Origin of the sequence: Thermococcus sp. 9N3, assembly GCF_012027685.1 — an archaeon.
Taxonomy (GTDB): Archaea; Methanobacteriota_B; Thermococci; order Thermococcales; family Thermococcaceae; genus Thermococcus; species Thermococcus nautili.
Genome location: NZ_SNUV01000001.1, coordinates 430,763 through 444,299, shown reverse-complemented (window position 1 = coordinate 444,299; position 13,537 = coordinate 430,763). Strand labels below are relative to the sequence as shown.

Below are 13,537 nucleotides of genomic sequence, written 5' to 3'. Positions count from 1 at the left end.
TTATTCGAGATTACTCTTTGAATATTTGGGGTTTATCTTTAGATTCTTTAGATCCTTTTCTGTGTATCCGAGGTTTTTAATAGCAATTTCTTTGAATTTTTTCCAGTCATCTAGATTAGTAGCGAAGTATTTTTTCAAAGCTCTTGCAACCTCATATGGATAATTATCTTTTGAAAAAAGCTCTACTATTTTTTTAACGAAATCTTGTTCTAGTCCAAACACTTTAATAATCCATACACTAAGCTCTGATCTATTATTAGCATACCAAAAGTCAGTTGGATAGTCTAATACTGCTGAAAGTACTGTGTCTTTAAGATGTTCTAAGAACCGGTACCGTATCAGCAGCTTATATTCAATAGAATGGTCATCCGAGATGATTTGATCTAGGACTGAGAGGATATTGTCGGACACGCGTCTTGAGAACTCCTTGGATAAACGTTCTTTTGTTGTTTCATCTAAACATGGGTACTTTAGCAAATATAAAAATACACTAAATTCTTTTTCCCCAATCCGATTTTCTTTCAGTTTATTTATAATTTTAGGGATTATCCCCTCTTGATTAGTGGAGACTATCTCTTCAAAAGATTGAGGATGGTATGTTATAAACATCTCTGGGGTTATCTTTGGATTTTCATTGATGTACTTAAGTAACACTTCATGGTGGTCTTTGAATTCGGGGTTATTAGTTATGTCATATATAGTGGCTAAAAACTCAAGAAATCTATATTCTGCAATTTCCTCTGAGTAAACATTTTGAGATAACCACATCTCAAACTTTTCAAGAAACTCATGTATATTATTGGGAGCGAGTCTATCTAAAACCTCCTGCAAGTACCTCTTAAAATCTGGTGAATTAATGCCAAATGCCTTATATACTTCAATTACATCTGGAAGTATACTTTCTACTTCTCCGTATATTTTAAGGCGATGTTCTGTGAAATCAATTAGGAATTGCCAAAAAGCTTCTACATGAAAATTATGGATAGTGTACCTCTTCCCATGGGCACATATATTTCGTATATCTCTCCAATATCTAATCATTTCTTGATCTTCTTCAGAGATCATGAAGGGCGTCTTATTTTTTCTAAGGAGCAGGTTAAGTACCGTATCATCCCACTTCCGCTCATTCTCAAGGTCTTTTTTAATGCCCAACCAGTTCTCTTTTGTTAGGCCTGTGGCTTCCGGAGGAGAGTTAATTATTATTAATCGTTCTTTTATGATGTTTAGAAATGCAATCCATGCCATAACAATAGCAGCACGATATGCGTTTGCCTTGTAAGATGAGATAGATTCCCTTAGAAGAATTGTAGAGGAGTCGGGTATGGTCTTTATATTTCGCTGTATCCATTCTTCAATAAATAACTGCCTCATTAGTACCCCTAAACTAAACGATAAGATACTTACTTATAAAAGTTACCTAAGTAAGTTAAAGTTAAAAATAAAATATAAAAAGCTCACCCCCTCAGCCATCTCTCCATCCACCCTACGATGAGTTCAAGCCTCTTAACCCTGTGCTTCGGCTTTCCGCTCCTGCTCAGGTCGTGGTTCTCGCCAGGGAAGAGGGCGAGCTCGACGGTCTTGCCGAGGTATTTGAGAGCCGTGTAGAACTGCAACGCCTCCGGAAGCCAGCAACGGTAGTCCTCCATCGAATGGATTATCAGGAGTGGCGTTTCCACGTTCGGCGCGTACTTAAGCGGGCTCTTCTCCCAGTAGCCGTCGGTGTTGCTCCAGGGGTCACCTCCTATCTGGTCTGGAGCAAAGAAGTAGCCGATATCAGTCGTGCCGAAGAAGCTCACCCAGTTCGAAATCGAGCGCTGAGTTACCGCCGCTTTGAAGCGCTTGGTGTGGCCGACTATCCAGTTGGTCATGAAGCCACCGTAGGAACCGCCCGTGACGCCTATACGTTCAGGGTCGATGAAGTCGAATCTCCTTAAGGCCTCGTCAACGACCTCCATGAGGTCCTTATAATCGCGCTCCCCATAGTGGCCCCTTATATCGGCGAACTCCTCGCCGTAGCCGTCGCTACCGCGCGGGTTCGAGAATATCACCACGAAGCCTTTAGCCGTCAAAACGTGGAACTCGTGCATGAAGGCGTAGCCGTAGGCCGTCTTCGGCCCGCCGTGGATTTCGAGAACGGCAGGGTACTTCTTCCCGGCCTCGAAGTCAACGGGCTTCATAATCCAGGCGTCTATCTCAACGCTGTCTCTGGCCTTAACCGTGAAATGCTCCGGTCTGGAGAGCTTGTATTCCCTAATCCAGCCGTTGAAGTCCGTGATTTTCTTCTCCTTGCCGTCGCGGAGGACGTAGAGTTCCAGAGGGGTGACCGCATCCTGGGCGGTGAAGGCTATGTAGTCGCCGATTGCAAAGCTCTCGACGCTCCTATCACCGCTGATAACGCGCTCTACCTTCCCATCGAGGTTCACCCTGAAGAGGTTCGCCCTCGGGCCGTCGGTTGCGACGTAGTAGACCCAGCCGTCCCTGAAGACCAGCTCGGCCCTCTGTGCCCCACGAACGTCACTGTTAAGGGAGTTGTAGGCCGAGCGGTCCAGGTCAGCGGTGAGCTTTCTCATCTCGCCCGTCTCGGGGTTGTAGTGGTAGATGTGCGTGTTCGTCGGAATCCCGCGCTCGCGCGTGTTGGCCTTGAGAATGAAAGTGCCGTCGTCGAGCGGAATGAAGTCGCTCACGCCCCACTCTCCGGGGGTCAGGCGCTTCGCCTTCCTGCCTTCGAGCAGGTAAAGGTCGCTCACCATCGGCTTTCTCTCGCGGTCTTCTTGAGCTATAAAGTAGAGCTTCCCGTTGTGGAAGCGGACCTGCGAGACATCGAGGTTCTTGGGCGTTACGCGCTTTTTCCTGCCGGTTTCGATGTCCACCAGATAAACAACGCTCCTCTTCCCGTAGACCCAGCCGACGCCGTTGAACCAGAAGGGAATCTCCTTGATAAGGTGAACGTCATCTTTGGGCTTCTTCTCGACGTCTATCGGCGTTATAACGGCTATGCTCTTACCGTCCTCGGTGAAGCGGAGGTTTTTAATCCCGTACTTGAACTTCGCTAAAAGCCTCGCCTCACCGCCGTCGGTTGGGATAACGTAGAGCTCGGACTCTTTGCCCTCCTTATCGCGCTTGGAAGTGAAGGCTATCAGCTTCCCGTCTGGCGAAAATCTCGGGTTTGAGTCCTTCTTTCCTGAGGTGAAGGGTTTAACCTTCCTGCCATCGTAGAGGTAGAGCCTTGAGAAGTAGTCGTCCTTCTCGACGCTTATCTCGGTGACCTGGAAGACGACCTTCCGCCTGAAGGCGTCGAGGTTGCCGACGAGCTTGAACTTTCCGAGGTCCTTCTCGGCCAGACCTTTCATAGAAACCACCGGGGTAAGTCGGTGTTTTTCGTATAAAAGCTTAGCGTTTCGATGGATATCGAGACATCTCGAAAGCTCCGAAGGTTTTTAAATTCCCCTTCTCCCCTTTAGCGGGGGAGGAGAGATGACCGTGAAGGTCAGATTTGACAAGGAAGTGAGAGACTACGCGAAGGGCGAGAAGGTTAAGGACTCAATCTTAAAGCTCACCGAGACCGCTTTAGCCCAGGCCCTTGAGAACTTCCACAGGAGAATGATTGTAATCGAGGGCGACACACTGAGAAAGGCCGAGTTAGCGGGAATACTCGCGGGAGCCTCGGCGAGGGTTTTGAGCGGGGTTCTCGACGAGCTGATGAAGAAGCGCCTCCGCGATGAGAGCGAGGATAAAATAGAGGTTCTCTACGCCACCGACGCGCTCGGCGAGGAGACCTTTGGAAGGAAGCGCTACGAGGCCTTCAGGAAGCACTTCGACGTCTTAGCTGGCCCAAACGTCGAGGTAAAAGCCGTTACCTTCAAGCACACCCGCGACATCCTTGGAAGAACCTACGATTTGCTCGTCCTCGATATGAGCTACGACTACTCGCCGAACGACCTTGGAAGGATTATCGAGACCGTTCGCGGTGGAGGGCTGATTTTCATACTGGCTCACCCCTTCGAGAAGTGGAAGAACATGTGGACGGGCTTCCACAAGAGCCTCGTAACGCCACCTTACACGATAGACGACGTCAAGAAGCGCTTCAATAGAAGGCTCATCAGGAAGTTCACGGAGCACGAGGGCATCTACATCATCACCGAGAGCGGAAAGGCCAGGAAGAAGCCGAAGAGGAGCAAGAGCCAGGCGAGGATTAAAGCGAGAAAGGGCGTTCCCATTCCGGAGGAAACCCTCTTCCCGAAGGAGCTCTACGAGATGGCCCTGACCGAGGGTCAGGTTGAGGTTTTGAAGGCCTTCGAGGAGCTGGTAGAGGGCGGAATGCTCGTTCTTACAGCGGACAGAGGAAGGGGCAAGAGCGTTTCCGTTGGAATCGGCGCGATAGGTCTGGCCTTAGCTCTAAAGAAGAGGACGAGGATTGTCGTTACCGCCCCCGAGCTTGAGAACGTTCAGGCACTGTTCCGCTTCGCCAAGCGTGCCCTTGAGAGGCTCGGCTTCAAGCCCTACGTCGTTGAAGAGCGCGGGCTGATAAAGGAGCTCTACGCAAGGAAAATCGGCCTCCGCTATTATCCGCCGGCAGAAGGTTACAAGAAGAGCGCAGACCTCTACATTCTCGACGAAGCGGCAGGAATCCACGTCCCGATACTCCACAAGTACCTCAACAAGGAGCGCGTCGTTTACTCCTCAACGATTCACGGCTACGAGGGAGCGGGAAGGGGCTTCTCGGTGAAGTTCCTCAAGAGAGCCCGGGAGAAGAGGGAGTTTAAGGAGCTCCACATGGACGAGCCGATTCGCTATGCGGAAAACGACCCGATTGAACGGTGGCTCTTCGACGTTCTCCTGCTCGATGCCGAGCCTGTGGAGCTCACCGAGGAGGACTTCGAGCTGATTGAGAAGAAGGAGGTCTATCTGGAAGAGCCCGACCTCGACGACTGGTTCGAGAACGACCGGGAGGACCTCAGAAACTTCGTTGGAATCTATATCTTAGCGCACTACCGCAACAGGCCGAGCGACGTAGCTTTACTCGCTGATGCCCCACACCACGAGGCCAGGGTTTTGAGACTCAAGAACGGCAAGATAGTTACCGCCATACAGATTGCCAAGGAAGGAGGAATCCCGAAGAAGGTAATAGAGAAGATGGCCAAGGGCTACAAGCCTCGCGGAAACATAATCCCGGACATGATGGTCAAGCACCACTACCTCAAGGAGTTCGCGAAGCTGAAGGGTTACAGGATAGTGAGGATTGCAACCCACCCGGACGCGATGGACAGAGGCCTGGGAAGCAAGGCACTGGAGCTCCTTGAGAAGGAGGCTCGCGAAAAGGGCCTCGACTGGATTGGTTCGGGATTTGGCGCGAGTGAGGAACTCGTCCGCTTCTGGGTCAGGAACGGCTTTGCGGTGGTTCACCTCAGCCCCGCGAGAAACCCGGTCAGCGGTGAGTTTACGGCGATAGTACTCAAGCCGATAAGCGAGAAGGCCAAGAAGCTCATCAAGAAGGCCAACGACGAGTTCAGGATAAGGCTCACCGAGTGGCTCGGAGACACCCACAGGGAGCTTGAGCCAGAGATAGCGCGCTGGCTCTTTGAGACGCCCTTCGGCGAGGCCGTTGATTACCCGGTTCACCTCACGGAGATTCAGAAGAAGAGGCTTGATGCCTTCACGGGCAAGGTCCTGACCTACGATACCGTGGTCGATGCGGTGAAGCCGATAGTGAAGCTCTACTTCCTCGACGGCTGGATGAAGCCGTATCTCGACGAGAGGCAGATAAGGCTCCTCATCTACCGCGTTCTCCAGGCCCACAGCTGGGAGGAGACGGCGAAGCTGATAGACAGAACCGAGACCTTCACAATGATTGAGGTGCGCGACATCATAAGGGGCCTCTGGTACTACTACAAGCGGCTCCTCTGACGAACATTTTTATATTATTGGCCCGTAAAAGGCCGTGTTGGGTTTCAGTGATTTCAACGGTGACACCTATGCCAGGCGGAAGCTGGGAAAAGATAATCTCAATGACGAAGGATGGAATCAAGAGTATAGGCATGATTAAGCGAAAGTCCAAGCGCGGGAAGAAGATAGCCCTTCTCATTGACGGACCGAACATCCTGAGGAAGGAGTTCGGAATAAAGCTCGAAGACATCGTTGATGTTTTAGAGAGCATCGGAGACATCCGCGTTGCGAAGGTTATCCTCAACCAGTACGCACCCCAGGGCCTCATAGAGGCGGTCTCGAATCAGGGGTTTGAGGCGGTTGTCGTTTCCGGCGAGACCGGGGTAAAGCTTGCCGTTGAGGCCATGCGCGAGATTTACAACCCCAACATAGACGTAATCGCCCTCGCGACGCGGAACGCGGAGTTTCTGCCGGTTATCCTCAAGGCCAAGGAGAAGGGGAAAGAAACGGTCGTCATCGGCGTCGAGCCCGGCTTTTCGGTTGCCCTCAAGCACGCGGCCGATTACACCATAGTTCTTGAGCCCAAGAGGGAAGGGAGGGAAGAGGAGTGAAAGAAACGCTCATCAAGGTTCTCAAGCGCGAGAAGGAATCACCTGAGGAGGAGATAAGCGGTAAGAGCATCGGGCTCATAATAGACGGACCGAACATCCTGAGGAAGGAGTTCGGAATAAAGCTCGAAGACATAGTCGAGGCCCTTGAGAGGCTCGGAAGGATAAGGGTGGCGAAGGTCGTTCTGAACCAGTACGCGCCCCAGGGACTCATCGAGGCGGTCGTCAACCAGGGGCTTGAGCCCGTTATAGTCGCCGGCGACACCGACGTGAGAATAGCGATAGAGGCCATGGAGCTCATCTACAACTCCGATGTTGATGTTATAGCACTGGCCACGAGGGACGCGGATTTTCTGCCCATAATCCAGGAGGCGAAGCGGAAGGGGAAGGAAACCATAGTCATAGGCACCGAACCCGGCTTTTCTGTGGCCCTTCAGAACGCTGCTGACTACGTCATCAAGATGGTTAGCAAGGTAGAGGAGTGAACTCACCACTAACCAGAACTGGGAAGCAAACCTTTTTTAATCTCCCAATTATCGGGTTATGAAACGGAACAACCTGTTAATCGGGGGGTGGTTCAATGAGGAAGGTTCTGGCATTGCTCGTGGTGACTCTGTTCGTCACCTCGCTCCTTGGGGCGAGGCCCGTTAAGGCCGAGGAAACTCTGACCGTTTACTCCTACGAGAGCATCGAGGGTTGGATGAAGGAAATCATTCCGATATTCGAGAAGGAATACGGCGTCAAGATTCGTCTCGTGACGTTCGGCGACGCTGGAGAAGTGCTCAGCAAGCTGATAATCGAGAAGAACAACCCGCAGGCCGATGTCGTCGTTGGAATAGACAACAGCTACCTCCAGAAGGCCCTTCAGGCGGACATCTTAATCCCCTACAAGCCTGAGAACGCGAAGTACATCCCCGAGTGGATTATAAAGGACTTTGACCCGACCTTCCACCTCACGCCCTACGACTATGGCGCTATAGCGATAGTCTACAAGAAGGACGTCGTGAAGAACCCGCCGAAGACCTTTGAAGACCTGACGAAGCCAGAGTGGAAGGGCAAGCTCATCGTCGAGAACCCGCTGACGAGTTCAACTGGAATGGCCTTTTTCCTCTGGACGATTGGCGTTTACGGCGACAAGTGGCCCTACTACTGGGAGAAGCTCAAGCAGAACGACGTGATAATCGTCAAGGGCTGGGGAGCCGGCTGGGAGATGTGGGACAAGAACCAGGCCCCGCTCTTCGTCAGCTACGCCACCGACCCGGCTTACTCGGCCTGCAACTACAACGACACGAGCATAGGGGCAATCTTCCTCAACGACACCGCCTACGTTCAGATTGAGGGGGCGGGAATCGTCAAGGGAACCAAGCACCTCGAGTTAGCGAAGGAGTTCATAAACTTCCTGATAAGCAAAACCGCTCAGGAGAAGCTCCCGCTCAACCAGTGGATGTACCCGGTTAACAAAGAAGTCAAGCTCCCGGCCTGCTTCAGCTACGCCCTCAACGTCAGCTCGGCGAAGGTCATCACAATTCCCTCCGAAGAGCTCGCTAAGAACACAGACAAGTGGCTCAAGGAGTGGAGGGCTCTGATGGTTGAGGGCAAGAAGCCCGAGGAAATCTCGCCAACGCCGACTTCCACCGCCCCAAACACGAACAAAACCGAGAGCTCAAGCAGTACAGGTTCGAGTATCTGCGGTCCTGGTTTGATAGTCGGACTTGCCATAGTGCCTCTTCTTCTCAGGAGGAGGCCTTGATTCCTCAATCCTTTTTTACTCAGCCTCAGTTTCACCAAAGTCGCCCATTCTTCTTTTTCTCCAAAATGGAGAAAACTTTAAATAGGCAACGACGCCAAATCTTAACGTTTGAGAGAACCAGGGTAGTGATGACGTATGAAGTACTTCGTCGTTGTTTCGTACGATGACGACGCCGAGCGAAAGCGCGTTGATTACCTGCTCTCCAAGTGGGCGGAAAGGGCGGACGTTGAGAAGCCCAGGGGGATGACGTTCATCATCGAAACAGAACAGGAGAAAGAGTTCTTCGAGGAGCTGTTCTCCAGGATAGAGGGCAACCCTTCAGAGAAAGTCAGGATTTACCGTGTAACCGAGGAATGGCCCGAACTCAGGGAGCGGAGCGCGACGAGGGAATACCTGCTCGCGGAGGAAGAGGGCTTCGTTCGAAGGTTTCTAGCGTACCTGTGCTCCAAGCTCGGAGGAACGTTCAGCCCAGAAGAAGGAACCTGCGAAGTCTACACAAGGAAAGGAAGGGGTGTAATCCAGTTTTCCCTTAGAGGAACATCGAGGGGAACCGTTGTCAGGGTCACGGTCTCGGGCTACGGCGAGGTCGTTGACTACCTCCTCTCGCGTGTGGATGAGGAGCTAAAACCTCTGGCGGGTGATTCCTATGGGACTCTTTGAAGAGGGAGACGCGAACTGCGTTAAGGCACTCCTCCGCCCCGCTGAGCGCGTTCTGAGGCTCGGAACCGACGTTTGGCGGGAGAGCTACGGAACCAGGGCAGACCTCTGGGGAAGAATCGTCGAAGCCTACAACCGCTACCAGGAAGGCGAGTGCGGGGACTTTCTGCGCGACCTCGACAGACGCTTCAGGGCCAAGTTTGAGGGAGCACTCGCGTTGCTCGCCTGGTCCTTCGAGCGGAACGGAGAAGACTTCGAACCAGCTAAAAAGAGGTTCACCCCCGAGGAGCTGACCGCAATAGAGAGGCTCTTCCGCTACAACGTCTTCGAGATTTACTCCAAGGACGACATCATGAAGCTGATAATGCACAGGGACAACGAGGTTCTCTCACTCCTCAGGGAGTATTACTCCTTTGACAGATGGCTCCAGGAGTTCCTTCAGAGCCCAAGGCACGGCCTTGCCCTCAGGGACTTCCTGAAATCGACGTGGGACTCGTACAAGGAGAAGATAAACCTCGCGATAGCCGAAGCCACCGCACGTTTCGACTGGTTCAGAGACTTCCTCGAAGAGGCCAAAAAGGAGACAGAAGCCGTTGAGAGGATTTACAGGAAGAAGCTCGACGAGAAGGAGAAGGAAGTCGAGAAACTCAGGAAAGCGATGGAGCTCATCCGAGAGCGCTGGTACGAGGAGATAGAGAAGGCAAAGGCAGAAATCGAGTCCGCCAAGAGGGAGGAAATAGAGGCCCTCAGGAGGAAAAACGAAGAGCTCAGAAGGCGCTTTGAGGAGGAGAAGGCCAAGCTCATCGAGGAAATAGCCAGAATGAAGGACGAGGAGATGAAGGCCAGACTCGAAGAGGAGCTCAGGAAGGCAGAGGAAAGGATGAAGGCAGAGGTTAGGGCCCTTGAGGAGAAGCTGAGGAGAAGGGAGCTTGAGCTGAGGCAGAGGGAGATGGAGCTCAGGAGGAGAGAGCTTGAGCTGTCCAAGGCGGAAGAGGAAGTCCGGAAACGAATAGAGGAAGCCATGAAGATGGTTGAGAAGGCGGAGAAGGGCTCACGCTTTATCAGGAGCGATGAAGCGAGGATAATGGAGATGAACTTCGCCGGCAGGATTAGGAGCAAGCTGAGCGGTGAGCTGAAACTCCTCGGGAAGACCTTTAAGGTCGAGTCCGTTGAGGAGAGGGAAACCTTTGACCGCTCCAGGTACGCTGGAAAGCTCGACGAGGTCGCGCTCAAGAACGTTCCAACCAACGTCGTTGTTGAGGCAACGCTGAAGGAGAAGAAGCTCCTCGGAAGGAAAGAGAGCCTAACCCTGAGGGCGGTCTACCTTTCGAGGCCCGAGCGCTACGCGGAGTACGGCTTCGATACCGACCCGGTCGAGCTCGCCGAGCTGAACGCGCTCCTCGACGACGCGAGGAAAGCGAAGGAGAGGACGGTCCTGCTCGTTGCATCGCCAACCGGTTTCGAGAAGAGGATTCTCAGCTACGTTGCCTCAGATGATTTCCACAGGAACTTCGTGGCCGATAGGGTCTCTCTGCTCCTCCTCGACCTCGGTTCGGGTGAGATGATTCACAACCCCAACGACCCCTACGCGAAGGCCTTTGCTCCTCTCCTCAGGCTTGAGTTCGACGAGGAACTGCTTGAGAAGGCCAGGAGGTTCCTTCTCAACAGGCTGGCCTACAAGCACTACGTCCGCTTTGACGAGGCCATCAGCGAACTCGACCTGCCGGTTGAAATCGTGAGGAAGGCTTTCCTGTCCCTCGGGAAGGAGGGCTACGTTGCCAAGTACGTGGAGGGCGTTGGATACGTCCTCGTTTCGAAGGAGTTTGGAGGTGAATGAGATGGGAATACGCGACGTTTTTGGAAGGAAGAGCACCGTTGAGAGGCTCTCCCTTAGAGAGCTCCAAGAGGAGGAAATTAGGCTCAGGAACAGGCTTGAGAGGCTGAAGAAGGACATAAACGCCATAGAGAAGAAGAAAAAGGAGCTCTTCCAGCAGGGCATAGGCGCGGACAAGCTCAAGAAGAAGATGCTCGCTCAAGAAATCAAAAGCCTCGACATGGAGGAGAAGCTCAAGCTCAAGGAGTTCACGACGGCCCAGAAGCAGTACACCCTCATAAAGAACCTAATCGTCGTCAAGAAGTACGAGAAGGAGCTCCGCGAGGTAGGGGTCTGGGACAAGCTCAAGAAGGTCGAGCCAGGGGAGCTTGAGAAGGCCCTCATACGGATAAACCTCGACGGCAAGGAGTTCAACGAGATGGTGGAGAGCCTCAACAGGGTCTTTGAGATGGAGATAGCCGAGTTCGAGGAGGGCGAAGACGAGACCGAGAGGGAGCTCTTTGAGGCCTGGGCCCAGGTCGAGAGCGGTGAAGCGGAGCCGGACGAGGTTGTGGAGAAAGTTCTGAAGGCTGAGGCGGAGGAGGAGTGACATGGGGCTTCTCTCAAAGTTTTTTGGACCGAAGAACCCTCTAGACGTTCCCCTCAAGGACCTGCTTGAGAACCAGATGAAGCTCGAAGCCCAGATTGAGAAAATCGAGCGCGAGCTCAGGGCGATAGAGGCCGAGATAGCAGAGCTCTTTGAAAGGGCAAAGAAAGCCAAGAGCAGGAGCGAGGAGCTCACGATAGCGACGAAGATAAAGACCCTCAACAAGCGCAAGAAGAACCTCCAGGCAACGCACGCCCAGCTGAACAAGCAGTTGATGCTCGTCAGCAACCTGCTCATCATCAAGGAGAACGAGGAGCTCCTGAAGGGAACGCCAACCTGGGAGATGCTCAGGAAAATGTCTCCGAAGGAGCTTGAGGAGAAGCTAATCGAGATGGAGCTCGACGCCAGGAACTTCAACGAGAGCCTTGAGAAGATGCTCGGCATGACCGACAGGACGATAGGGGTTGAGGACTTTGAGGCCGACGAGGAGCTTGAGGAGATACTGAGCACAATAAGGGCTGTCAAAGAGGGCGAGCTTGAACCAGAAGAGGCCACGAAGAAGGTCGTCGAGGAGGAGACGGAGTGAATGCCGAGGAGGAGCCTTGAAGAGGACTTCGTTCGGAGGCTCATCATCTCGATTTTCCTGATTGCCCTTCTCCAGGGCTTCGGGTTACTCATATCGCTCTTCATATTCCTGCCGTGGATTGAGAGGTTCCTGAGGGAGACGGGCTCCTGGAAGCCCTATCCCGGGCCCGAACCGGTTCCGAGGCCGATGCCCAGGAAACCGCACAGTAGGAGTCCAAATCGTGGAATCTCCCTTACGGACGGGCTGATTTTTGAGGCGCCGAAAAAGCTAATCCAGGGAGCTGAGGCGCTGATAAAGGTCGGTTTCAGGAACAGGACAGGGAAAAGCCTTCGCGTCTCGATAGACCTGTCGGAGCTGGCCCTCTACGGAAAGCTGGAGAGGAGGACCCTCGACCTGTACCTCCTCCCGGGCGAGGAGAGGAGCGAGTACGTGCGCTTCGTGCCCTCGAAGGTTGGGAAGCACGCGCTTACCGTCCGCGTCCGCTCCGGGCCGTTTATGGGGAAGAAGGCCATTGAAATCGAGATTACCGGAGAAAAAGCCGGGGGCAACGGGTTGGAGGCCCTTCTGTCGAGATACGAGAGGGTCGAGCTAATTGGAGAGGGCGGCTTTGGCAAGGTCTACCGCGCCCTGAGGGACGGCCGGTGGGTCGCGCTCAAGGTTCCCCACGTCCTCAACGAGAGAACCGGAAAGCTCTTCCTGCGCGAGGTTTCCATATGGCGCGAGCTGAGGCACGGCAACATAGTGAAGCTCCACGACGCAAATCTGACGCCTTACCCCTACATAGAGATGGAGCTCTGCGACCGGTCGCTCGAAGACCTGGAGAAGCCCCTTCCGGCGGAGCGCGTGGCCGAGATAGCTTTTGAGGTAGCGGAAGGCCTGAAGTACGCCCACTCGAAGGGTATAATCCACCGCGACCTGAAGCCAAGCAACGTCCTCCTCAGGGGCTCCAAGCCGAAGATAAGCGACTGGGGGCTTGCGAAGGTTCTGTTCGAGAGCGGAACCACGACGGTAACGGCGATGACGCCTTACTACGCCTCGCCCGAGCAGATAAGTCCGTCGCGCTTCGGAGGGGTTGACGAGAGAACCGACGTATGGCAGCTGGGCGTTCTCATGTACGAGCTCGCGACGGGGAGGAGGCCCTTCGAGGGGAGCGACTTCGTCGAGGTCGCCGGGAGGATAATCATGGAGGAGCCGCGGAGGCCGAGCGAGCTTAATCCAGAGGCGAAGCCCCTTGAAGGAGTAATCCTCCGCTGTCTGAGCAAGGAGAAGGAGCGGCGCTACGGAAGCGTTGAAGAGCTCCAGCGGGATTTGTCGGGAATCCTCGGCGGGAAGTACCGGGAAGAGCTCAAGAAGAGCGTCGGGCCCTCGCGCTCGGCCTACTACGCGGGCCAGCTGTTCCTCCTCCACCTGCGGCTCGGGGACGCGAAGGAGGCCCTGAAGTACGCGAGGGACCTGCTGAGGTACGCGAGGGGGAGGGAGAGGGAAGAGCTGGAGAAGCTCATCGAACAGATTGAGCTGAGGGTTGAGGAGGGGCTCCCCGTTCCAAGGGAGCTCGTTGAGAAGGGTGAGGTTGTTGTTCACGGAGTTGGCGGCAATCCGTCCAATTGCTCTCATTCTTGAAGGAGGTGTATCA

11 protein-coding genes are annotated in these 13,537 nt (G+C 53.5%); 9 read left to right on the top strand and 2 right to left on the bottom strand.

Annotated elements, in window-relative coordinates; translation table 11 throughout:
• Both E3E30_RS02465 and E3E30_RS02460 read right to left on the bottom strand, forming a co-directional pair.
• On the bottom strand, nt 1-1,371 hold the full coding sequence (locus tag E3E30_RS02465; RefSeq protein ID WP_167728323.1) for a hypothetical protein: 1,371 nt from the start codon (nt 1,369-1,371) through the stop codon (nt 1-3).
• An 83-nt stretch (nt 1,372-1,454) separates the two neighbouring features.
• Nucleotides 1,455-3,350, bottom strand: a complete 1,896-nt coding sequence (locus E3E30_RS02460) for a S9 family peptidase (RefSeq protein WP_167728884.1) — start codon at nt 3,348-3,350, stop codon at nt 1,455-1,457.
• Between the two features lie 124 nt (nt 3,351-3,474).
• Between E3E30_RS02460 and E3E30_RS02455 the strand changes: the two genes are divergently transcribed.
• The 9 genes from E3E30_RS02455 to E3E30_RS02415 all read left to right on the top strand — a co-directional run bounded on the left by E3E30_RS02455 (nt 3,475) and on the right by E3E30_RS02415 (nt 13,524).
• Nucleotides 3,475-5,904 (top strand): tRNA(Met) cytidine acetyltransferase TmcA, encoded by a 2,430-nt coding sequence (locus E3E30_RS02455; protein WP_167728322.1) that lies wholly within the window; start codon nt 3,475-3,477, stop codon nt 5,902-5,904.
• Between the two features lie 68 nt (nt 5,905-5,972).
• Nucleotides 5,973-6,494, top strand: coding sequence for a TIGR00288 family NYN domain-containing protein (locus tag E3E30_RS02450; RefSeq protein ID WP_042690057.1), 522 nt, complete (start codon nt 5,973-5,975; stop codon nt 6,492-6,494).
• Nucleotides 6,491-6,976: a TIGR00288 family NYN domain-containing protein gene (locus tag E3E30_RS02445; protein WP_167728321.1), complete on the top strand. Its 486-nt coding sequence runs from the start codon at nt 6,491-6,493 to the stop codon at nt 6,974-6,976. The genes E3E30_RS02450 and E3E30_RS02445 overlap by 4 nt, the downstream gene beginning before the upstream one ends.
• Before the next feature lie 95 nt (nt 6,977-7,071).
• Nucleotides 7,072-8,241: a thiamine ABC transporter substrate-binding protein gene (locus E3E30_RS02440; RefSeq protein ID WP_167728320.1), complete on the top strand. Its 1,170-nt coding sequence runs from the start codon at nt 7,072-7,074 to the stop codon at nt 8,239-8,241.
• A gap of 135 nt (nt 8,242-8,376) precedes the next feature.
• Nucleotides 8,377-8,901, top strand: coding sequence for a hypothetical protein (locus E3E30_RS02435; protein WP_167728319.1), 525 nt, complete (start codon nt 8,377-8,379; stop codon nt 8,899-8,901).
• On the top strand, nt 8,888-10,735 hold the full coding sequence (locus E3E30_RS02430) for a hypothetical protein (RefSeq protein WP_167728318.1): 1,848 nt from the start codon (nt 8,888-8,890) through the stop codon (nt 10,733-10,735). The genes E3E30_RS02435 and E3E30_RS02430 overlap by 14 nt, the downstream gene beginning before the upstream one ends.
• Nucleotide 10,736: 1 nt before the next feature.
• Nucleotides 10,737-11,321 carry a hypothetical protein gene (locus E3E30_RS02425; protein ID WP_042690069.1) on the top strand — a complete coding sequence of 195 codons (585 nt, stop codon included), beginning with the start codon at nt 10,737-10,739 and terminating at the stop codon, nt 11,319-11,321.
• A 1-nt stretch (nt 11,322) separates the two neighbouring features.
• A complete protein-coding gene (locus E3E30_RS02420) occupies nt 11,323-11,904 on the top strand; it encodes a hypothetical protein (protein ID WP_042690072.1) in 582 nt (193 codons plus the stop codon).
• Entirely contained in the window at nt 11,905-13,524 is a 1,620-nt protein-coding gene (locus E3E30_RS02415) for a serine/threonine-protein kinase (protein WP_167728317.1), read from the top strand.
• Nucleotides 13,525-13,537: the final 13 nt, after the last annotated feature.

Bases quoted from the DNA above. Each gene is read 5' to 3' on its own strand.
- E3E30_RS02465 (WP_167728323.1), bottom strand. From the start codon at position 1,371: ATGAGGCAGTTATTTATTGAAGAATGGATACAGCGAAATATAAAGACC.
- E3E30_RS02460 (WP_167728884.1), bottom strand. From the start codon at position 3,350: ATGAAAGGTCTGGCCGAGAAGGACCTCGGAAAGTTCAAGCTCGTCGGC.
- E3E30_RS02455 (WP_167728322.1), top strand. From the start codon at position 3,475: ATGACCGTGAAGGTCAGATTTGACAAGGAAGTGAGAGACTACGCGAAG.
- E3E30_RS02450 (WP_042690057.1), top strand. From the start codon at position 5,973: ATGCCAGGCGGAAGCTGGGAAAAGATAATCTCAATGACGAAGGATGGA.
- E3E30_RS02440 (WP_167728320.1), top strand. From the start codon at position 7,072: ATGAGGAAGGTTCTGGCATTGCTCGTGGTGACTCTGTTCGTCACCTCG.
- E3E30_RS02435 (WP_167728319.1), top strand. From the start codon at position 8,377: ATGAAGTACTTCGTCGTTGTTTCGTACGATGACGACGCCGAGCGAAAG.
- E3E30_RS02430 (WP_167728318.1), top strand. From the start codon at position 8,888: ATGGGACTCTTTGAAGAGGGAGACGCGAACTGCGTTAAGGCACTCCTC.
- E3E30_RS02425 (WP_042690069.1), top strand. From the start codon at position 10,737: ATGGGAATACGCGACGTTTTTGGAAGGAAGAGCACCGTTGAGAGGCTC.
- E3E30_RS02420 (WP_042690072.1), top strand. From the start codon at position 11,323: ATGGGGCTTCTCTCAAAGTTTTTTGGACCGAAGAACCCTCTAGACGTT.
- E3E30_RS02415 (WP_167728317.1), top strand. From the start codon at position 11,905: ATGCCGAGGAGGAGCCTTGAAGAGGACTTCGTTCGGAGGCTCATCATC.